The sequence below is a fragment of the Falsiroseomonas sp. HC035 genome, assembly GCF_050563525.1.
GTDB lineage: Bacteria > Pseudomonadota > Alphaproteobacteria > Acetobacterales > Acetobacteraceae > Falsiroseomonas.
In genome coordinates this window covers 17,120-36,744 of record NZ_JBNXUN010000003.1, presented here as the reverse complement: position 1 = coordinate 36,744, position 19,625 = coordinate 17,120, and the positions used below count along the sequence as shown (strand labels likewise).

At 70.9% G+C, this 19,625-nt stretch carries 18 protein-coding genes; 11 read left to right on the top strand and 7 right to left on the bottom strand.

Translation table 11 applies throughout. The features are described 5' to 3' along the window. The first annotated feature begins 94 nt into the window (after positions 1–94). From ACLF3G_RS07835 to ACLF3G_RS07825, 3 genes are all read left to right on the top strand, one after another. Positions 95–541 (top strand): NUDIX hydrolase, encoded by a 447-nt coding sequence (locus ACLF3G_RS07835; RefSeq protein ID WP_430668804.1) that lies wholly within the window; start codon positions 95–97, stop codon positions 539–541. A 291-nt stretch (positions 542–832) separates the two neighbouring features. Beyond that, positions 833–1,390, top strand: a complete 558-nt coding sequence (locus tag ACLF3G_RS07830) for an alpha/beta fold hydrolase (RefSeq protein WP_430668803.1) — start codon at positions 833–835, stop codon at positions 1,388–1,390. Beyond that, positions 1,378–1,881, top strand: a complete 504-nt coding sequence (locus tag ACLF3G_RS07825) for an alpha/beta fold hydrolase (RefSeq protein ID WP_430668802.1) — start codon at positions 1,378–1,380, stop codon at positions 1,879–1,881. Before ACLF3G_RS07830 ends, ACLF3G_RS07825 begins: the two co-directional genes overlap by 13 nt. Positions 1,882–1,935: 54 nt before the next feature. On the opposite strand, the gene ACLF3G_RS07820 is transcribed toward ACLF3G_RS07825, so the two are convergent. The 3 genes from ACLF3G_RS07820 to ACLF3G_RS07810 form a co-directional block, all read right to left on the bottom strand. Next, a complete protein-coding gene (locus ACLF3G_RS07820) occupies positions 1,936–2,625 on the bottom strand; it encodes an amino acid ABC transporter permease (protein WP_430668801.1) in 690 nt (229 codons plus the stop codon). Positions 2,626–2,775: 150 nt separating this feature from the next. Beyond that, a complete protein-coding gene (locus ACLF3G_RS07815) occupies positions 2,776–3,600 on the bottom strand; it encodes an ABC transporter substrate-binding protein (RefSeq protein ID WP_430668800.1) in 825 nt (274 codons plus the stop codon). 31 nt (positions 3,601–3,631) lie between these two features. Beyond that, positions 3,632–4,543 carry a dihydrodipicolinate synthase family protein gene (locus ACLF3G_RS07810; protein WP_430668799.1) on the bottom strand — a complete coding sequence of 304 codons (912 nt, stop codon included), beginning with the start codon at positions 4,541–4,543 and terminating at the stop codon, positions 3,632–3,634. 68 nt (positions 4,544–4,611) lie between these two features. Between ACLF3G_RS07810 and ACLF3G_RS07805 the strand changes: the two genes are divergently transcribed. Next, positions 4,612–7,479 carry an FAD-dependent oxidoreductase gene (locus ACLF3G_RS07805; protein WP_430668798.1) on the top strand — a complete coding sequence of 956 codons (2,868 nt, stop codon included), beginning with the start codon at positions 4,612–4,614 and terminating at the stop codon, positions 7,477–7,479. A 115-nt stretch (positions 7,480–7,594) separates the two neighbouring features. Further along, on the top strand, positions 7,595–8,626 hold the full coding sequence (locus tag ACLF3G_RS07800) for an MBL fold metallo-hydrolase (RefSeq protein WP_430668797.1): 1,032 nt from the start codon (positions 7,595–7,597) through the stop codon (positions 8,624–8,626). A gap of 14 nt (positions 8,627–8,640) precedes the next feature. On the opposite strand, the gene ACLF3G_RS07795 is transcribed toward ACLF3G_RS07800, so the two are convergent. The 3 genes from ACLF3G_RS07795 to ACLF3G_RS07785 all read right to left on the bottom strand — a co-directional run bounded on the left by ACLF3G_RS07795 (position 8,641) and on the right by ACLF3G_RS07785 (position 12,268). Continuing rightward, positions 8,641–9,633 (bottom strand): S1C family serine protease, encoded by a 993-nt coding sequence (locus ACLF3G_RS07795; RefSeq protein WP_430668796.1) that lies wholly within the window; start codon positions 9,631–9,633, stop codon positions 8,641–8,643. A 27-nt stretch (positions 9,634–9,660) separates the two neighbouring features. Further along, complete coding sequence (locus ACLF3G_RS07790) at positions 9,661–9,969, bottom strand: hypothetical protein (protein ID WP_430668795.1); 309 nt, start codon at positions 9,967–9,969, stop codon at positions 9,661–9,663. 118 nt (positions 9,970–10,087) lie between these two features. Further along, the gene (locus tag ACLF3G_RS07785) at positions 10,088–12,268 is read right to left on the bottom strand and encodes a malate synthase G (RefSeq protein WP_430668794.1); all 2,181 of its coding nucleotides are present in this window, start codon (positions 12,266–12,268) and stop codon (positions 10,088–10,090) included. 253 nt (positions 12,269–12,521) lie between these two features. Between ACLF3G_RS07785 and ACLF3G_RS07780 the strand changes: the two genes are divergently transcribed. From ACLF3G_RS07780 to ACLF3G_RS07755, 6 genes are all read left to right on the top strand, one after another. Continuing rightward, positions 12,522–13,235, top strand: coding sequence for a GntR family transcriptional regulator (locus tag ACLF3G_RS07780; protein WP_430668793.1), 714 nt, complete (start codon positions 12,522–12,524; stop codon positions 13,233–13,235). Positions 13,236–13,301: 66 nt separating this feature from the next. Further along, a complete protein-coding gene (locus ACLF3G_RS07775; RefSeq protein WP_430668792.1) occupies positions 13,302–14,879 on the top strand; it encodes a gamma-glutamyltransferase in 1,578 nt (525 codons plus the stop codon). Between the two features lie 7 nt (positions 14,880–14,886). Further along, complete coding sequence (locus ACLF3G_RS07770; protein ID WP_430668791.1) at positions 14,887–15,546, top strand: GOLPH3/VPS74 family protein; 660 nt, start codon at positions 14,887–14,889, stop codon at positions 15,544–15,546. A gap of 118 nt (positions 15,547–15,664) precedes the next feature. Further along, on the top strand, positions 15,665–16,651 hold the full coding sequence (locus ACLF3G_RS07765) for a Bug family tripartite tricarboxylate transporter substrate binding protein (protein ID WP_430668790.1): 987 nt from the start codon (positions 15,665–15,667) through the stop codon (positions 16,649–16,651). A 30-nt stretch (positions 16,652–16,681) separates the two neighbouring features. Further along, positions 16,682–17,353, top strand: coding sequence for a GOLPH3/VPS74 family protein (locus tag ACLF3G_RS07760; RefSeq protein WP_430668789.1), 672 nt, complete (start codon positions 16,682–16,684; stop codon positions 17,351–17,353). A gap of 102 nt (positions 17,354–17,455) precedes the next feature. After that, positions 17,456–18,247, top strand: coding sequence for a trypsin-like serine peptidase (locus tag ACLF3G_RS07755; protein WP_430668788.1), 792 nt, complete (start codon positions 17,456–17,458; stop codon positions 18,245–18,247). 10 nt (positions 18,248–18,257) lie between these two features. On the opposite strand, the gene ACLF3G_RS07750 is transcribed toward ACLF3G_RS07755, so the two are convergent. After that, on the bottom strand, positions 18,258–19,553 hold the full coding sequence (locus ACLF3G_RS07750; protein WP_430668787.1) for a hypothetical protein: 1,296 nt from the start codon (positions 19,551–19,553) through the stop codon (positions 18,258–18,260). Positions 19,554–19,625 lie beyond the last annotated feature (72 nt).

Sequence of the window (19,625 nt, the reverse complement as noted above, 5' to 3'; positions counted from 1 at the left end):
TGCCTTTCCATTCCCGGCGCGTTTGTCCATCACCATGGGCATGAAATTCCGGGGTCGGTTCCTCCGCCTCGCCAGATTCGGAAACGGGCGCAGGATGCCGGATGGCAATGTGGCGGGTGCTGTTCGGGGGCAGGGCAACCTGCGCCGGCAATGCGCCGCCCTGCCGCTGACCGGCACCGGCCCGGCGCTGCGCGTCGTGCTCGTCACCAGCCGGGAGACGCGGCGCTGGGTGATCCCGAAGGGCTGGATCGAGCCGGGCGAGGCGCCGCACCGCAGCGCCGCCCGCGAGGCCTTCGAGGAAGCCGGCATCGTCGGCGAGGCCGACCCGGACCCGATCGGCCGCTTCGCCTACACCAAGCGAAAATCCGGCGGCGTGCTGCTGCCCTGCGATGTGCTGGTGTATCGCCTGCGCGTGGTGCGCCTGCTGCATGACTGGCCGGAACGCCGCGAACGCGACCGGCGCCTGGTCACGCCCGCCACCGCGGCCGGGTTGGTGGCGGAGCCGGAACTGGCGGCACTGCTACGGGCGATCTCGGCCTAGAGCCTGTTAGGCGCTGATAGAAGCGCAAGACAGACTCTAGCTTATTTTGTTCGTGCGATTCACGTCTTTCGGCGAATCCACCTCGGACGATCACACTCTAGGTCTCGTCGACACCCATACCAGATCTCAATGATCGTGGCCGATCACAGGCCTTGATCGCCGGCGGCGGCACCCGCCGGCTGGCTGCGCGCCACCTGGCACGGCGGCCATTCAGCAGCCCGCCCGCCCTCGCGGGGCGCAGGTTTCAACAACGGGATTTCGTAGTGCCTGCGCCATGCGACCGTCGCGGCGATGACAACCGGGACGCTCTTTGGCGCCGGAATGCTCGGCCATGAGCCATTCGAGCGCGTGCTGTCGGACGACAAGGCCAGTCGGGAGGACCCTGCCGAACCAAAATATGTTACGGTATCGAACACTAAGCTCTGGCTCGCACCGCAAGGAAAGTGCTCGATGGATGTCAAAGACAACGGACAGGACTGGGGCGGATTCCGCGCCCGCGGCTTCGAGGAGCGCGACATGGCCACCCCACTCGGCCGCATGCGCTGCAGGGTGGCGGGGGAAGGCCCGCCCATGCTGTTCATCCATGGCATCGGAGGCGGCGCATCGGGTCAGGCCTTTGCCCGACTTGCGCCCACCTTCACCTCCAGCCACCGCGTCATCGTGCCCGACCTGGTCGGCTGGGGGCTGTCCGAGCATCCGGCGCGGATGATCCTGTTCGATGACTACGTGGCGATGATCGTAGCCCTGCTCGATGCCTTCCCAGGTGATTCGGTCGTGGTGGCGCAGTCGCTCGCCGCGGGCTTCTGCATGGCGGCTGCTGAGCAGCGGCCGGGCGGGTGGGGCGCTTGATCCTGACCAATCCGACCGGGCTGAAGGATTTCGGCGAGAATTCCTTCCCGCTGCTCGCCCGGGCAATCCTCAAGCCGCTGACGGAGACGCCAGGGCTGCGGCTCGCCTTCTACCGCGCACTGTTCCATCGCCGCGGCTTCATCGCCAACTGGTACCGGCAGCAAGGCTTTGCCGACCCCGGCGCGGTGCCGGAGGAGGTGATCGATGGCGCGCTGTACTCGGCCACCAGGCCCAACGCCGCCTATTCGGCCCTGCCCTTCCTGACCGGTGCGCTGCACTACGACATCGTGCCGCTGCTGCGCCGCGTGGCTGTGCCAACGCGCCTGATCCTGGGCGGCGATCCGCGCTTCGTGGGGGTGGCCAATGCGCGGCGCCTCGCGCAACTCCGCGCCGATATTGCCACCATCACGATCGAAGGCGCCAAGGCCTGCCCGGAACTCGAGCAACCAGAAGCGGTGCGTCAAGCGATCGAGGCGGCGCTCGCGCCTTGAGGCGTGTCGGCCTTTACCGTCCCGTCGTCGCTTGCGTCGCCGCCGTCCTCTGACTCAGCGCCGGTCCGCCGCCGTGTTGGCATAGGCCCGGCCGTAGCGCTTCTCCAACTGGCGCTGCACCATGTCCCACACCGTCGTCATCACCAGGTACCAGAAGGCTGCGGCGAGGAACAATTCCAGCACCAGGAATTTCTCCTGGATCAGGATCTGCGTCCGTCGCAGCAATTCCTCCATGGAAATCACACTGGCGACGGAGGTGGTCTTCAACAGCCCGTTCACCGAATTGCCCAGCGGCGGGATGATGATGCGGAAGGCCTGCGGCCAGGTGATGTTGCGAAACACCTGGATCTTCTTCAGGCCAAGTGCCAGCCCGGCCTCCCGCTGCCCCGGCCCCACGGCGGAGATGCCGGACCGCACGATCTCGCTCAGATAGGCCGCCTCGTTCAGCGACAGGCCGAGCAGCGCCGCTTCCGTCACGCCGAGTCGGATGCCGAACAGCGGCAGGCCAGTATAGATCAGCAGCAACTGCACCAGCAGCGGCGTGCCGCGGAAGATCCAGCAATAGAAGCCGGCGACGCCCGCCAGCCACCGGTTGCCCGACAGCCGCAGCAGCGCCACCAGCACGCCGAGCACCAGGCCGAAGAACAGGGAGGCGGCGGTCAGCCACAGCGTGGTGACCGCGCCTTCCAGCAGAAAGGGATTGAACAGGTATTCGAAGAACCCCTGCCAGGACCAGATGTGCATTCAAAGGCCCTCAAACGCCGGGCGCGGCCTCCGGCCGCTTGGCTTCGCGCCGTGCACTTGTGTGCCTGGCAAGACGGATGGTCTGGGCGCGGACCGCATTCGCGGCCTCGGCCCGCGCAAGATGCGCGGGCCGCCAGAACGTCCAGGCGACTATTGCGGGCCGACGACCTCGAACCCGGCCTCGTACTTGCTGACGCCGTAGCGGTCGAACAGGCGGTCGTAGGTCCCGTCCGCCTTCATCTCGGTCAGCACCTTGGCGACTTCCTGCGCCAGAACGCGGGACCGCAGGGCGAGGCTGGCCGGCGTCGGGAACAGGCCGTGCAGCACGCGCGGGAAATCACCGCGCTGGTCGTATTCGGCGGCGACGGCGTCCACGCTGGTCACCGCCTCCACCTGGCCGACCCGCAGCGCCTGGAAGGCGACGGCGAAGTTGTCGAAGGTGCGGATGTTGATCGGCGCCTTGCCGCGCGCGACCAGGTCGGCGCTGAGTGCGCGGGTGCGACCTTCCTCGAAGCCACCGATCTCGACGCCCACGGTGCGGCCGGCGAGGTCGTCCACGCCGCGGATGTTCAGCGGGTTGCCGCGCGCGGCGGAAAACGCCACGGCGGCGTTCTCATACCGCAGCATCTGCATGATCTCGGCGCGCGCCGGGGTGAAGAAGGTGCCGCTGTTGATCATGTCCCAGCGCCGCGCCGCGAGGCCCGGGATCATCGCGCTGAACTCGATCCGCACCCATTCCGGCGTCAGGCACAGCCGCTTCGCGATCTCGACGCCGAGATCGAAGCGCAGTCCCTGCAACTGGCCCTGCGCGTTGACGAACTGCAGCGGCGGCAGGGTCGGGTTGATCGACATCACCAGCGTGCCGGGCTTGACCAGCTCGCTGTTGGCCACGCGCGGCGTGCAGCCGGCTGGTGATTGCGCAAAGGCCGGCGAGGCGACCGCGGCAAGCACCGCGGCAAGCAGAAGACGACGCATGTTTGAAACTCCCTGTTTGTTGAGGCAGAACTCAGGCGGCCTGGCGCGCACCCTCGGACAGCAGGCCCAGGCCTTGCAGCACGGCGGCAAGTTGCGGCACGTCCGTGCCCGGCAATGGCAGGCGCGGCGGCCGCGGGTCGCCCATCGGCATGCCCATCAGCTTGAACCCCGCCTTGGTGCCGGAGACGTAGCGCGGTCCGCCGACGAAGGGCAGCAGCGGCATCAGCCGGTGGTACAGCGGCAGCGCGCGGTCCATGTCGCGGTCGAAGGCCGCCGCATGGAACATGTCCGTCGACAGCTTCGGTGCCAGGTTCGAACACACCGCGACCCAGCCGATGGCGCCGAGCCAGGCGCTTTCGTAGCCCAGCACGCCCGCGAAGACCTCCATCCGGTCGCCGCAGAGATCGATGATGTCGCGAACCCGCGTCACCTCCAGCGTGCTCTCCTTCACGTAGAGGCAGCTTTCGATGGTGGCGAGCCGCGCCAGGATCTTCGGCGTCAGGTCGACATTCGCGGTGGCGGGATTGTTGTAGACCATGACCGGGATGCCGATGGCATCCGCCACGGTCTTGTAGTGCAGGTACAGCTCGTCCTCGGTCGGCACGGAATAGAAGGGCGGGATGATCATCACGCCATCCGCACCGAGCGCCTCCGCCTCCCGCGAGGTACGCACCACCTCCCGCGTATCCTCCGCACCAGTGCCGATCAACACCGGCACGCGGCCGCGCGCGGTGTTGACCACCGTCTCCACGATGGCCGTCCGCTCCTCCGGCGACACGGACAAGAATTCGCCGGTGGAGCCGAGCGGGATCAGGCCGCGTATACCCTCCCGGATCTGGAATTCCACCAGGCGTTCCAGCGCCTTCAGATCCACCGCCTCGCCGCCTTCGGTGAAGGGCGTGATCAGTACCGTGTAGCAGCCGCGGAATTTCTCGCCGGCCATCGACTTGCCCCCATGTCACGAACCGTCATCATCCATGCGCCTTTCCCTGAAAGCATCAAGCCCACCCCATGCGCCTGACCCATGCCGCCATCCATCCGAGTGCCGAACCGGTGGGCATCACCTTCGATGGCCGCCCGATTTCCGCGCTGCCCGGGGAAACCCTGGCAGCCGCGCTGACCGCGTCCGGTGAGATGGTGCTGCGGCACACGCGCAGCGGCGCGCCGCGCGGCCTGCACTGCGGCATGGGCGCCTGCTTCGATTGCCTGGTGACGATCGATGGCCGCCCGAACCAGCGCGCCTGCCTCGCCAAGGTCATGCCCGGCATGGTGGTGGAAAGCGCGGTGCCGGCGCAGCCCGCGCCGCTGGCCGCGCCGCCGCCGGCCCAGGCGGAGGAAGTCGCCTGCGACGTGCTGGTGGTGGGTGCCGGTCCCGCGGGGCTTTCGGCTGCCATCGCGGCGGCGGAGGCCGGATGCTCCGTCGTCGCGCTCGATGAGCGCGACGCGCCAGGTGGGCAATACCTGAAACCGCTCGCCACCAGCCACGCCCATGCGGCGCCGGACCGGCAGTTCCGCCAGGGCGCGGAGCTGCGTCAACGCGCCCTGGCCGCCGGCGTGCGCTTCCGCTTCGGCGCCACCGTCTGGGGCGGGTTCGCGGCGGATGAGATCGCGGCGCTGGTCGAAGGCGCCAATGTGGTGTTCCGGCCGCGACGCCTGGTGATTGCGGCAGGGTCCCACGAACGCCCGGTGCCGATTCCCGGCTGGACGCTGCCGGGCGTGATGACCACCGGCTGCCTGCAGACGCTGGCCCGCGCCAATCGCGTCTCGCCGGGCCAGCGTGTGGTGATCGCCGGAAACGGGCCGCTGAACCTGCAACTGGCCTGCGAGCTGGTGGAAGGCGGCGTGCAGGTGGCGGCGGTGCTGGAGGCCGCACCGAACCCCGGTTTCGCCGGGCTGCGCCAGGCCCTGCGCCTGGCCGCCGCCGCGCCGGACCTCGCCTGGGACGGGGCGCGCTACCTGGCGGTGCTGCGGCGCGCCGCGGTGCCGGTGATGTGGGGCACCCGGCCGCTTGCGGCGGAAGGCGAGGGCCGCTTCGCCGCGCTGCGGGCCAGCACGCCGCGCGGCGAAATCCGAATCGAGGCCGACGCGCTGGCGCTGAACCTCGGCTTTCAGCCGGAGACCGGGCTGGCCCGTGCGCTCGGCTGCGCCCACCGCTTCGTCGATTCGGGCCTGGGGCGGCTGGAGACGGTAACGGAGGCCGATGGCCGCACCAGCCTGCCCACCGTCTTCGCCGTGGGCGACGGGGCTCAGGTGGGCGGCGCGCGCATCGCCTTCGCGCGCGGGCGGCTGGCGGGGCTGGCGGCGGCGCGGGATCTGCACCCGGGTCTGCCCGACGATACCGCGACGCGCCGCGCCCTGGCGCGGGCGGTGGGCTTCCAGGACGCGCTGTGGCGCTTCTTCGCCGTGCCGGAATTCGACGCCTCAGCCATCGCCGATGCCACCATCGTCTGCCGCTGCGAGGAAGTGACGGCCGGCACGCTGCGCGGCGCGCTGGCGGAGGGGGCCGGCTCGCTAGGCGCAGTCAAGAAGGCGACGCGCGCCGGCATGGGCCGCTGCCAGGGCCGCATGTGCGGCGCGACCGTCGCCCGCATCACCGGCGCCTCGGAGGAAGCCGGCTGGGCCGCGCCGCGCGCGCCGCTGAAGCCGGTGCCCGCGCTGGCGCTGGCAATGGAAAAGCCGGAATGGGCGGAAGGCCCCGCCGCCGATCCCCGCCCGGTGCTGCCCACCACCCGCCGCCCGGCCCATGGCCCGGCCGAGACCTGCGACGTGCTGGTTGTCGGCGGCGGCGCGCTCGGCCTGTCCACCGCGCTGTACTGCGCGCGGGAGGGTCTTTCGGTGATCCTGGCGGAGCGCGGCGAGCCGGGGCAGGGCGCCACCACCGCCAATGCCGGCAGCCTGCATGTGCAACTCCACGCCTATGACAGCGCCGGCGCGGAGGAGGGGCCGGACAGCGCCGCGGCACAGGTGCTGGCGATCGGCCCGGCCTCCATCGCGCTGTGGCGCGAGATCGCGGCCGAGGCCGGCGAAAGCCTCGGCATCCGCACCGAGGGCGGCATCATGCTGGCCGAGACCGCGGAGCAGATGGAACGCCTGGCCGCCAAGACCGCCATGGAGCGTGATTTCGGCGTCGACAGTCGCATGCTCGGCGCCAATGAGTTGATGGACGTCGCGCCCTACCTCGCGCCGGGCTTCGCGGGGGCGGCGTTCTGCGCGGCGGAAGGCCAGATGGACCCGCTGCGCGGCCTGTCCGCGCTGCTGGCGCTGGTGCGGCGCGCCGGCGCCTCGGTACGCGGCGGCACGACCATCGCGGCGGTGGCGCGGGACGGCACCGGCTTCCGGGCGGAGACGGCGGCGGGCGGCGTGATCCGCGCCGGCCATGTGGTCAACGCCTGCGGCCCCTGGGCGGGCGAATTCGCAAAAATGCTTGGCGCGCCGCTCCCGGTGCGCGCCGCCGTGCAGCAGGTGATGACGACGGAGGCGGCCGGCGGTGAAATCATGCGCCACTTGGTTCTGCATTCCGGCCGGCACCTCTCGGTGAAGCAGGGGGAGGCCGGGCACCTTGTCCTCGGCGGCGCCTGGCCCGGGGTGCTGGATGCGGAGGGCCGCCCGCGCAACCTGCGCGCCTCGATCGAGGGCAATCTGTTCGTCGCCGGCACGGTGCTGCCGGCGCTGGCCGGCCTGCACGTGATCCGCGCCTGGACCGGGCTGAACGTGCAGGTGCCGGGGCCGATCCTCGGCGCTGATGCGCGGGTGCCGGGGCTGCACCATGCGGTGACGTTCAACGGGTGGACGCTGGGTCCGGTGGCGGGGCGGCTGGTGGCGGATGGCATCCGGGGGCGGGCCGGAGCGAATGCGGCCTTTGCCGCGGCACGGTTCTGAAGGAGCTTCGCGCGCGCCTTGGCGTGTGCCGGCGGCCCAATGTTACGCCACCAACCATCGCTGGACGTGTTCCGGTGGGCACGCGCAGGCTCGGACCAGGAGAGGGAGAAGCGCCATGCTCTTTGCCAATCGCCGGGCCCGGCCCGCCTTGCAGGCGGAAGCCGTATCGCCGACCCGCCGCGGCCTGTTCGCCCTGGGCTGCGCCTGCTGCCTGGGCCTGCTGCCGATCAGCCCCGCCGCCGCGCAATCGCCCGAGGTCGCGGGCCACCTGGCCGCCGCGCGCGCAGCCGCCGGCGAGGACCTGCGCCCCTGGCTCGCCCTTGGCAACGCCGCGACGCCCAGCAGCGGGGCCTCGACCCCCATCGAGGCGCTGATGGCGCAGCCGGCGCCGCCGCCCGCCAAGGCCTTCGACAACCTGGCCTTCGTCGGCGCCAAATGGGTCAGCGCCTGGGCCCTCACGACCAGCGACGGCATTATCCTGCTCGACGCGCTGAACAACGAGGAGGAGGCGGAGCGCCTGATCGAGGGTGGCTTGCGCCAACTCGGCCTCGACCCGGCACAGGTCCGCCACATCGTCGTCACCCACGGCCATGGCGACCACTATGGCGGCGCCGCTTTCCTGAAGCAGCGCCACGGCGCCCAGGTGGAGATGAGCGCAGCCGACTGGAACATGCTGGAGACCGGGCTGGAATTCGATGTCCCGCAATGGGGCCGTCCGCCGCAGCGCGACGTGGTGGTGGAGGACGGAGACACCGTCCGCCTCGGCAGCACCCAGGTGAAAATCCTGTCGACGCCAGGCCACAGCCCCGGGACGATCTCGCTGCTGTTCGACGTGAGCCAGGGTGCGCAGACGCATCGCGCCCTGCTGTGGGGCGGCACTGCCTTCAATTTCGGCCGGCGCCCGGACCGCATGCAGCGCATCGAATCCTACATCGCCGGCACCCGCCGCGCGAAGGAGGTCGCGGCGCGGGAGAACGTCACGGTGCTGCTCTCCAACCACTCGGGCTATGACGAGGCCGACAAGAAGTTGCAGTCGGTGCAGGGTGCGGCGACCAACCCCTTCGTGATCGGCCAGCAGGCCGTGCAGCGCGCGCTGACGGTCATCGAGGAATGCGCACTGGCGACCCAGGCGGCCTGGCGGGCCTGACGGCCCCCCCCCCCTCAATGCAGCCGCGGCGCCTTCAGGAACTTGCTCCGGTCCCCGCTCACCACCGGCAGCACAAGCCGGCGCCCGTCCCGCTCCGCCGCCACATTCACGCTCACGCCCGCAGCCCCGCGTGACCACAGGCTGCGCCACAGCCCCGCCAGGTCCTGCGCCTCGCTGTCGTCCAGCCCGATAATGCGGTCGCCCGGCTTGATCCCGGCCCGGTCGGCCGGCCCTTTCGCCGCGACGGAGGCCACCACCACGCCCTCATCCTGGTCCGCGCAGTACAGCCCGAGCCACGGCCGCGGCGGCTTGTTGACGCGGCCGTAGCTCAGCAGGTCGTCCAGGATCGGGTGCAGCAGCCCCACCGGCACCACCAGGTTCAGGTCCAGCTTGCGCCCCTTCGAATCCCGGTGCTGCAGCACCAGCGACCCGATGCCAAGCAGCGTCCCGTCCGGCCCGATCAACCCTGCGCCGCCCCATGAAGGGTGCGCGGGCGCGGTGAACAGCGCCTCCTCCAGCAGGTATTCCCAGTAGCCCGCGAAAGGCTCCTTCGCGACCACGGAACAGGCCAGCGCGCCGCCGCCTGCCGCCGCGCGGCCGGGTTGCGGGGCCGCGGCCAGGATGGTCTGCACACCGGCATCCGGCAGCGCCGCATCGGCCAGTTGCATCGCCGGCGCCTCCAGCCGGCCCAGCGCCTGCACCAAGCCGAACCCGGTCTCGAAATCATAGGCCAGCGCATGGCCCGGCACGACGCGTCCCGCCGCCGTCTTGATCCAGATGCTGTCGGCTTCCCCGATCAGGTAGCCGATGGTCAGCACCAGCCCGTCCTCCCGGATCACCACCCCGCTGCCCTCGCGCTCCGTGCCGAGCGTGCGGGCGGAAAAGGCATCCGACGGCACGCGGGACTTGAGGCTGACCACGGAGGCCAGGGCGCGCGTCAGGTCGAAGCTGTAGTCGGCCGGGTCGGGCCGCATGTCCTCGGGGATGTTCCAGTCCTCGTCCGCCATCAATCCACCCTGCCTGATGGATGAAGTCTAGAAGGTCTCCGCGGTTCCGGAAACGCCGCCTGCCGAGGGAAGGCTGCCGCGGCCACCGGCCGGGCGAGCCTCCGGCAGCGGCGCCAGGAAGGGCATGGCCGCGCCGGCCACGGCGGTAGGCTCTGCCCGCGGGCAGCGGAAGGCGATGGTGTAGTCCCGCGCGCCGATGTCGCTGCGCGTCACCTCGAAATCACGCCCCATCGCCGTGCAATGCTGCTGCGCCCGCGCCACCCCGAGCCGGGCCGCCGCCGCCGGCGTGTTGCCATGCGCGGTCAGGCCGAAAACGTCCGGCGCCAGTTCCGCCACGGTGCTTGAGGTGGAGCACCCGGCGAGACACAGCAGCAGCAGGGCGACAAGGCGGGTCAGGGACGCAACCTCCGGGATGGTTCCGCCAGACTAATCCGCCTGACGGTTCCATGCCAACTCAGGAAGCGGCCTTGGCTTCGCGGCGGCGGCGGTGCAGCACGAATTCGGTGTAGCCGTTCGGCTGCGCCGCCCCCTCGAACACCAGGTCGCAGGCCGCCTTGAAGGCGGGGCCGTCAAAGCCCGGTGCCATCGGCGTGTAGGCCGGGTCGCCGGCATTCTGGCCATCCACCACCGCGGCCATGCGCCGCATCGTCTCCTCCACCTGGTCCCGGGAAACGATGCCGTGCCGCAGCCAGTTGGCGATGTGCTGGGCGGAGATCCGCAGCGTGGCGCGGTCTTCCATCAGCCCGACATTGCTGATGTCCGGCACCTTGGAGCAGCCGACCCCCTGGTCCACCCAGCGCACGACATAGCCCAGGATACCCTGTGCGTTGTTGTCGAGCTCCGCCTGCACATCCTTCGGCTCCCAGTTGGTGTCCTGGGCCAGCGGGATGGTCAGGATGTCGTCCAGCTTGCCGCGACGCCCCTCGGCCGCGATCTCCACCTGGCGCGCCGCCACATCCACCTGGTGGTAGTGCAGCGCGTGCAGTGTCGCGGCGGTGGGGGAGGGGACCCAGGCGGTGTTGGCGCCGGCCTTCGGGTGGCCCACCTTCTGTTCCAGCATCGCCGCCATCAGGTCCGGCATCGCCCACATGCCCTTGCCGATCTGCGCCCGGCCGCGCAGCCCGCACAGCAGGCCGACATCGACGTTCCAGGCCTCGTAGGCGCCGATCCAGGGCAGCGCCTTCATGTCGTTCTTGCGCACCACCGCGCCGGCTTCCATCGCGGTGTGGATCTCGTCGCCGGTGCGGTCCAGGAAGCCGGTGTTGATGAACACGACGCGGTCGCGGGCGGCCTTGATGCAGGCCTTGAGGTTCACCGTGGTGCGGCGCTCCTCGTCCATGATGCCCATCTTCACCGTGGCGCGCGGCAGGCCGAGTGCATCCTCCACCCGCGCGAACAGCGCATCGGCGGCGGCGACTTCCTCCGGCCCGTGCATCTTCGGCTTCACGATGTAGACGCTGCCGGTGCGGGAATTCATCCGCTTGCCGCGGCCCGGCGGCTGGATGTCGTGCAGCGCGATCGCCACCGTCACCATCGCGTCCAGCGCGGTTTCCGGCACCTCCGCCCCGTCCAGCGTCACCACATCCGTCATCATGTGGTGGCCGACATTGCGCACCAGCATCACGGACCGGCCATGCAGCGTCACGGCAGACCCCGCCGGGGTCTTCCAGATGCGGTCCGGGTTCAGCCGGCGAGTGATGGTGCGCCCGCCCTTCTCCAGCGCCGCCGTCAGGTCGCCCTTCATCAGGCCGAGCCAGTTGCGGTAGACGTCGATCTTGTCGGCGGCGTCCACCGCCGCGACGCTGTCCTCGCAGTCCATGATGGTGGTCAGCGCCGCTTCCATCACCAGGTCGGACACGCCGGCGCCATCCGCGCGGCCGATGGCGCTGGTGCGGTCGATGTGAAGTTCCATGTGCAGGCCGTTGTTGACCAGCAGGATGGCGGTGGGCGCCCAGGGCTCGCCCTGGAAGCCGACGCACTGCCCGGGGCGCGCGAGGCCGACCTTGCGGCCATCCGCCAGCGTCACCACCAGCGTGCCGCCCTCGATCACGTAGCCGGTGGACCCGGCATGGCTGGCGCCACCGGCCAGCGGCGCCGCCTGGTCCAGCACGCGGCGGGCGAAGGCAATCACCTTGGCGCCGCGCTTCGGGTTGTAGCCGCGGCCCCGCTCGGCGCCATCCGCCTCGTCGATCGCGTCGGTGCCGTACAGCGCATCGTACAGGCTGCCCCAGCGGGCATTGGCGGCATTCAGCGCGTAGCGGGCGTTGGAAACCGGGACCACGAGCTGCGGGCCGGCCATCTGGCCGATCTCGGCATCCACATCGGTGGTGCCGACACTGAAATCCTCCGGCTCCGGCAGCAGGTAGCCGATCTCGGCCAGGTGCGCCTTGTAGGCGGCGAGGTCGATCGGCCGTGCCGGGTTGGCGCGGTGCCAGGCATCGATCTTCGCCTGAAGCTCGTCCCGCTTTGCCAACAGCGCCGCGTTGCGGGGCGACCAGTCGCGCAGCAGGGCCTCGAGGCTCGACCAGAAGCGGCCCGGCTCGACCCCGGTGCCGGGCAGCGCCTCGGCTTCGATGAAGTGGCGGAAGGCCGCGTCCACGCCAAGTCCACCGATTCGCGCCGTGTCTGCCACCATCCGACTCCCCAAGGTACTGGTTGCGGGCCGGCAAACAACGCCCCGGCGGCCCGCGCCGGCTCCTTAGGCGTAATCCGCCGGGCGTCCAAGGGGGGGCGTCCAAGGGGGGACCGGCAAAGGGGGCGGGGGGTACTCCGCCTGCGATCGCGACTCATCTATCTTTATGGACAGACGAAATGATCCTACAACCGTATGCTCTCTCACAGGGCTGCCGAATGTGAACGCCATGACCGCAGAGGCCAACGAACCGCCCGTGCCTGAGGATCCGTACCTGGAACCACGACGCCTCGCCCAGGTACATCCCCGCACCATGGTCGAACAGGCGGCGGAGGCCGTGGTCGCGGCCGCGGCGCGCGGCGTGTTCCTGCCCGGCGACCGCCTGGTGGAGGCCGAGATCGCCCGCGAACTCGGCATCAGCCGGGTTCCGGTGCGGGAGGCGCTGCGTCTGCTGGAAAGCCAGGGCATCGTTGTCAGCACGCCCTACAAGGGCATGCGGCTGATGCAGGTAACCAACCGCATGGTTGCCGAGTTGATGCGGGTGCGCACCGCCCTGGAATCCCTGGCGCTGAAGGAAATCCTGGCGGACGGGGCGCTCTCGCCGGAGCGTCTGATGCCGTTGCGCCGCGCCGCGCAGCGCTACGAGGAAGCCGCCGAGGGCCGCGATACGGCGGTCCTGGTCGCGGCCGATGAATCCTTCCACGGCGAATTGTGCCGCCTGTCCGGCAACCGGGTGTTGCACGGCCTGTGGCTCAGCGTGGCGCGGCAGCTTTCGGTGGTCTGGGGCCTGGGCCACGACGTGCGGCCGAAATCCCGCACCGGCGGGGAACATCGCGAACTGATCGAATGCCTCGCGCAGGGTGACGAGCCGGGGGCGCAGGACGCGCTGAACCGGCACCTCGACTGGCATGGCGAGCTGGATTTCGAGGCGGCGGTGGAAAAGCGGCGGCAGGCGAAGCAGCGCGTCTGACGCGGCCAGGCGGGCTTGCGGCCCGGCGCGGCTGGTCCGATCCTCCGGGCAACCGGAGACCGATGCATGACCTACCAGCCCGCCGACCACACCAGCCAGCATTGGCAGGTCACCAAGCCCGCCGCCTCTGGGCGCCGTGGCATGGTCGCCAGCCAATCCCGCGCCGCCGCCGAGGCCGGACTTGCCATCCTGGACGCAGGCGGCAGCGCGGCGGATGCGGCGGTCGGCGCCGCCTTCGCCCTGGCGGTGACGGAGCCCTGGAACAGCGGCCTCGGCGGCATCGGCTTCACCCAGGTGGCGAAGCCGGGCGGCGCGGCAGAGACCTTTGATTTCGGCCCGGTCTCCCCCGCCGGCCTGGACCCCGCGGATTTCCCGACCACCGGCCGCTGGAAGCAGGACCTGTTCGCCTGGCCGGAGGTCGTGGGCGACCGCAACATCCATGGCCCGATGAGCTTCGCCATCCCGTCCTCCGTCGCCGGCTACGCGCTGCTGCATGAACGGCACGGAAGGCTGCCGGTGCGCGATGTGCTGGCGCCTGCCGTGGCGCTGGCCAATCGCGGACTGGCGCAGGATTGGTACACGCTGCTGAAGGTGGCCAATGCGGCCTCCACCCTGCGGCTTTATCCTGAATCGGCCTGCATCTACCTGCCGAACGGCCTGCCGCCCGTGCCGCCCTACCAGGGCAAGCCCGGCTTCTTCCGCCAGGGCAACCTGTCGGCAACGCTGGAACGGCTGCAGCATGCCGGCTTCCGCGACTTCTACGAGGGCGACGTCGCCGCCGCCATCGCGGCGGATGTGAAGGAAGCCGGCGGCATCCTGTCCGCCAAGGACCTTGCGAATTGCCGGGCGCGGGTCGTGCCGGCGGTCTCCGTGCCCTGGCGCGGGCGCACGCTGCATCTCTCGGCCGGCCTGACCGCGGCGCCGACCTTCCGGCGTGTCATGGCCCTTATGGAATCCGCCGACTGGTCCGGCGACGCGCCCGGCACCGCCTGGCATCTGGCCTTCGCGAAGGCGATGCAGGAAGCCTATGCCGAGCGCCTCGCAGGCCTCGGCGACGCCGAACCCGCCGGGGCCGATACCTGCACGACCCACCTGAATGTCTGTGACGCGGACGGCATGATGGTCTCGATGACCACCACGCTGCTGTCCTCCATGGGCTCGCGGGTCGTCCTGCCGCGCTCCGGCGTGCTGATGAACAACGGCGTCATGTGGTTCGATCCACAGCCGGGCAGCGCCAATGCGATCGGCCCGAACAAGCGGCCGCTGACCAACATGTCCCCGGTCATCGTCGCCGATGCGGCCGGCACGCCGGAAATGGCGCTGGGTGCCTCCGGCGGCCGGCGCATCCTCGCAGCGGTGTTCCAGATGCTGTCGCTGGTCTCGGGCTTCGGCCTGTCGCCGGAGGATGCCGCGCATTTCCCGCGCATCGACGTCAGCGGGCCGGAAGGCGCCACCGCGGATCGCCGCCTGCCGCAGGCGACGCTCGATGGGCTGGCGGCGGCCGGCAAGCTGGAGGTTGTCGAACACGCGGTGCTGCCGGTGAACTTCGCCTGCCCGAACCTGATCCTGATCGGCCCGGACGGTACGCGCACCGGCATTACCGATGTCATGTCACCCTGGTCCGCCGCCCTCGCGCAGGCCTGAGCGTGCCATGACGGCGCTGACGCTGGCCGAGGAGATCGTGCTCCTCGCGCTCGATGACGAAAGCGGCCGGCCCGTCGGCCGCACCGGCATGGCGCCGGACCGCGCGCTGGCCGGCGCGCTGCTGATGCAGCTCGCGCTGTCCGGGCGCGTGGATACAGACCGGGACCACCTGATGGTGGTCGACCCCACGCCCACCGGCGACCCGACCCTTGATGCCGCGCTGGCCCGGCTCGCCGCGCCCGGCGCCCCTGCCGATGCCCGCGGCGCCATTCCGCTGCTGGCGCGCGATGCGCCGGAAGCCCGCGCCGTGATCCTGGAACGGCTGGTAGCGCGCGGCATCCTCCGCCGGGTCGAAGACCGGCTGCTGTGGATCCTGCCCGACCGTCGCTATCCGAAGCCCGCCGGCCGTCCCGAGGCCACCGAGGCCCGCGCCCGCCTGCGCGCCCTGCTGCTGGAGGAAGACATCCCCAGCCCGCATGACGCCCTGCTGCTCGGCCTGGTGCGCGCCGCCGGGCTGCTGCCGCTGATCCTCTCGGCGGAGGAGCTTGCCCGGGTGCAGGCCTGGCTTGCCGTGGTGACGCGGATCGAAAGCCTGAACCGGTCGCTCGGCGTCGCGGTTGCCGATATCCGCGGCGTCGGCCTGGGTACCGCCAGCCGCGAGACCTGATCGCCCGGCACGCCGTTTGCCTATTCCATGGCCAGAGGGCGCAAGGCGCGCCTCCGGCCACGGCATATGCCCAAGGCTTGTGCGCCTGTCGCCCGGAACACGAACCGGGAGCGTAGGAATGTTGCAACGTCGCCACCTGCTGGGCCTGACCGCCGCCACCATTGGCGGCTTGGCCGCGCCTTCGCTCGTGCGGGCGCAGCCCGCCTGGCCGAACCGCTCGATCCGCCTTGTCGCCCAGTTCCCGCCAGGCGGACTGGTGGACACCGTCGCCCGCCTGATGGCGCCGATGATGGCGCAGGTGCTGGGCCAGTCCGTCGTGGTCGAGAACCGCGCCGGGGCTGGTGGCATCATCGGCACCGATGTCGTCGCCAAGGCGCCGGCGGATGGCTACACGCTGCTGGTCAGCCATGCCTCCGTGCATGTCTTCTCGACCGCAACGCGTCCGACACTGCCCTTCGACCCGATCAACGACTTCACCCATATGATGCACCTGGTGGAGGCGCCGAACATCATCCTGGTGCGCGCCGATTCGCCCTACCAGACCCTGGAACAGTTGCTGACGGCCGCACGCACCCGCCCGGTGCGCTACGGCTCCTCCGGCATCGGTTCCGCGCCGCACCTGCTCGGCGCGATGCTGTCCTCCGAGGCGCAGGCGCCGAACCTCGACCACATCCCCTACGCCGGCAGCGCGCCGGCCATGCAGGACCTGCTGGCGCGGAACATCGAATCCATGGTGGACCCGATCACCACCAACGTGCAGCAGATGCGCGACGGATCGCTGAAGGCGCTCGCCGTCTCCACGCCGCAGCGCCTGGCGGCCTTCCCGAACGTGCCGACCTTCGCCGAACTCGGCTTCCCCAAGCTGACCTCGGCGCAGTGGCTCGGCCTGTCGGCGCCGAAGGGCTTGCCAGCGCCGATCGCGGAGCGTCTCACCGCCATCATGCCGACGATCCTGGCGCGGCCCGAGTTGGCGGCCCGCTTCACGGACCTGCAGACCATGCCGCGCAACCCGCCGCCGGCCGGCGATGCCTTCGTGTCGATCATGCGGCGCGAGATCACCGAATGGACGGCGGTGGCGCGTCAGTTCAACATCGTCGTCGGGTAGGGCACCGCCTGCCCCACCACCGAGGGGGCCATGATGGTGCTGACGATGCCGGAGGAGATCCTGCTGCTTCTCCTCGATGACGAGACGGGCAAGCCGGTTGGCCTGCCCGGCCCGGCCGGCGACCTCGCCTTGGCCGGCGCCATCCTGATGGAACTGGCGCTGGCCGGGCGGATCGATACCGACCTCGACCGGCTGTTGGTGGTGCAGCAACGCCCGACCGGCGATGCGCTGCTGGATGGCGTGCTGGCGCGGCTCGCCACCGGTGCGCCGGCCAGCCTGTCGCCGGAACGCACCAGCCGCTGGTGGATCCAGGATCTGGCGAAGTCCGGGCCTGAGTTCCGCACCGCGATACTGGACCGGCTGGTGGCGGCCGGCGTGCTGCGGCGGATCGAGGACCGCTTCCTGTGGGTGTTCCCCGAACGCCGCTATCCCAAGGCCGAAGGCCGCGCGGAGACAGCGGAGGTCCGCCGCCGCCTGCGTGGCGTGCTGCTCGAGGACGAGATCCCCGACCCGCGCGACGCCCTGCTGATCGGCCTGGCCCGCGCCGCCGGCCTGGTGCCGCTGGTGCTGGACGAGGCTGAGGCCGCCCAGGCCGCCGCCCGGGTGGACCAGGTGGCGGGGCTCGAGGAGTTGTCGCGTTCGCTCAGCGCCGCGACGCGGGATGTCTATGCGACGCTGCTGCGCCAGGGCGCGGTGCACTGAGCCGGCGACCCTCGAAGCAGGGCCGCGGTGCCGGTTCCTTGTTTTGCCTCGCCGAGCCCGAAGCCATCACCCTGACCGCCGGAAGGGTGGAGATGACAGCGGGTGAGGACAGCAGCAGCATCAGGATCGGCCCGTAGCGCGAAGCGCTGGCCGGTTCCCGGCCTCGCGGCCCTGGCGCTGCTCGCCGGCTGCACCGCGGCGCCGGGGCTGGGCCGGGACGATCGGCGCGTCGCAGTGGACCCCACTGAGGCGCCATGGAACGCCGTCGGCGTGGTCACCACCAGCAGCGGCGCCCGTTGCACCGGCGTGCTGGTCAGCCAGCGCGCCGTGCTGACCGCCGCGCATTGCCTGTTCGACCCGCGCAGCGCCCGCCGGATCGAGCCCAGTCGGGTCCGCTTCCGGCTGTCGCCACTGCTGGCAGGCACGGGTTCTGAGGCGCGGGTGAGCCACATCATCATGGGGCCGGGCTATTCGGTCCGGCCGGGACCGCGGCTCGACCCGGCGGCGCCGCCGGATGCCGATTGGGCCGTGCTGGCGCTGGACGCGCCGCTGGGCGCCTCGGGGCCGCCGCTGCAATTGGCGGCGGGCTACATCCGGCCGGGAACCGCCCTGGTCTTCGGCGGCTACCAGGCGGATCGGCGGGAACTGGTTGCCGACATGGATTGCGCCGTGGTGGCGCTCGGCCACGATACCGCCGGCCGCATCATGATGCGGCATTCCTGCGTCGCGACCAGCGGCTCCAGTGGCGGGCCGCTATTCGCCCGCGGAACCTCCGGCGAATGGGTGGTGGCCGGGGTCGGCTCCATGGCCGATGCGGGCGTGGCGGGCGGCTGGGCGGTGCCCACGGCGGCCATCGCGCGCGCCGTGCTGACGGCGGCCCCCGCTTCGCGCTGAAGCCCCGCCGTCAGAACGCCCGCAGCACCTCCGCCACCCGGCGCGCCGCCGGGTCCAGCGCCTCCGCCCAGTCGCGCGGCAGGTTCAGCACGCCGTCGCGCGGCCGGCCGGCATTGACCAGGCCGGCGGCGCGCACCAGGCCCGCCGCCATGCCCTCCACCGTTGCCTCCGTCGCCACGATGTTGGGCGACAGGCCTTCCAGCACCTCGATGGTCTTGACCGAGAAGGCATTGGTCACCGCCACGCCGCCGCAGGCCGCCATTTCCAGCGCCGGGTAGCCGGTGTGCGGCGACAGCATCGGCGCCAGCAGCACATCGGCCTCCCGCAACTGGTCGGCATAGGCGAGGTAGCCGCGCCACGGCGCCGGGCGCAGCACGTGGCCATTGGCCAGAGGCAGGTCCGGCACGCCGCCGCGACCGCCGATCGCCAGCATCCGCCAGCCGGCGAAAGCCGGGTCGGCGGCGGCACGGCGCAGCGCCTCCAGCCCCAGGCCGAACAGGTTCCGGTGGTTGGATGGCCGCGCATAGAACAGCAGCGTCTTCGGCCCCGGCGGCCAGGGGGCGGTGGGCGGGTGGAAGACGCGGTCCTCGATCGCCGGGTCGAAGGCGATGGAGCGTTCGCGAAAGCCAGGGTCGGCGAAGCGGCCATGGCCGGTGCGAAAGAAATACTCGGCCAGCAGGTTCTCGTTGGTGACCGGCCAGAAATCCATCCCGTAGGTTTCCAGCGCCAGCGCGTGGTTGCTGGACCAGGCGTAGAAGCCGGCCTCGAATTCCTGCAGCATGTAGATGAACTTTGCCGAGTTCATCCGCGGCAGGATGGGCTTCAACTGCTGCGCGGTGGTCCAGTGCGTAGCCATGAAGGCCTCGCCGGGGCCGACGACCAGCGGCGACGCCTCGACCGCGGCGGTCTCCACCGCGATCTCCGGGATCTCACCGCCGACCAGCTCCGCCAGGTGGTGCCGCAGCCAATCCGCGGACACGCCGCCCGGCTTCACCGTGGTGATCAGGCGCACCGGGATGCCCTGCCGCGCCACGCGCACCGCCAGGTTCAGGATGGTGTTCGGCCCGCCGGTCATGCCTTCCTTGGACAGCGCCGGGTTCAGCACGTTCAGCCGCATCGCCCCGCCGAGCGACGGGTCGACCCGCACATGCATCGGCACCGGATTCATGATGTCGACCAGCCGTTCCCGGAACAGGGAAGGGTGCGTCACCTGCATCATGTTGACGGCGAAGGCCTGCGGGTCCCGCCGCAGCAACGCCGCCTGGGCCCGCAGCTTGCCGCCCATGCCCAGGATGCGGTTCATCATGCCGGTTCGTTCTCCATCAGGAGTCCCGCTCCTACACCTTCACCGTGGCCCGACCAGGGCCAGCCTGCGCAC

Coding starts and splice junctions, on each gene's coding strand:
- ACLF3G_RS07760 (WP_430668789.1), top strand. CDS start 16,682: ATGATGGTGCTGACGATGCCGGAGGAGATCCTGCTGCTTCTCCTCGAT.
- ACLF3G_RS07815 (WP_430668800.1), bottom strand. CDS start 3,600: ATGCGTCGTCTTCTGCTTGCCGCGGTGCTTGCCGCGGTCGCCTCGCCG.
- ACLF3G_RS07770 (WP_430668791.1), top strand. CDS start 14,887: ATGACGGCGCTGACGCTGGCCGAGGAGATCGTGCTCCTCGCGCTCGAT.
- ACLF3G_RS07795 (WP_430668796.1), bottom strand. CDS start 9,633: ATGGCGGACGAGGACTGGAACATCCCCGAGGACATGCGGCCCGACCCG.
- ACLF3G_RS07785 (WP_430668794.1), bottom strand. CDS start 12,268: ATGGTGGCAGACACGGCGCGAATCGGTGGACTTGGCGTGGACGCGGCC.
- ACLF3G_RS07765 (WP_430668790.1), top strand. CDS start 15,665: ATGTTGCAACGTCGCCACCTGCTGGGCCTGACCGCCGCCACCATTGGC.
- ACLF3G_RS07820 (WP_430668801.1), bottom strand. CDS start 2,625: ATGCACATCTGGTCCTGGCAGGGGTTCTTCGAATACCTGTTCAATCCC.
- ACLF3G_RS07835 (WP_430668804.1), top strand. CDS start 95: ATGCCGGATGGCAATGTGGCGGGTGCTGTTCGGGGGCAGGGCAACCTG.
- ACLF3G_RS07750 (WP_430668787.1), bottom strand. CDS start 19,553: ATGATGAACCGCATCCTGGGCATGGGCGGCAAGCTGCGGGCCCAGGCG.
- ACLF3G_RS07805 (WP_430668798.1), top strand. CDS start 4,612: ATGCGCCTGACCCATGCCGCCATCCATCCGAGTGCCGAACCGGTGGGC.
- ACLF3G_RS07775 (WP_430668792.1), top strand. CDS start 13,302: ATGACCTACCAGCCCGCCGACCACACCAGCCAGCATTGGCAGGTCACC.
- ACLF3G_RS07810 (WP_430668799.1), bottom strand. CDS start 4,543: ATGGCCGGCGAGAAATTCCGCGGCTGCTACACGGTACTGATCACGCCC.
- ACLF3G_RS07800 (WP_430668797.1), top strand. CDS start 7,595: ATGCTCTTTGCCAATCGCCGGGCCCGGCCCGCCTTGCAGGCGGAAGCC.
- ACLF3G_RS07830 (WP_430668803.1), top strand. CDS start 833: ATGACAACCGGGACGCTCTTTGGCGCCGGAATGCTCGGCCATGAGCCA.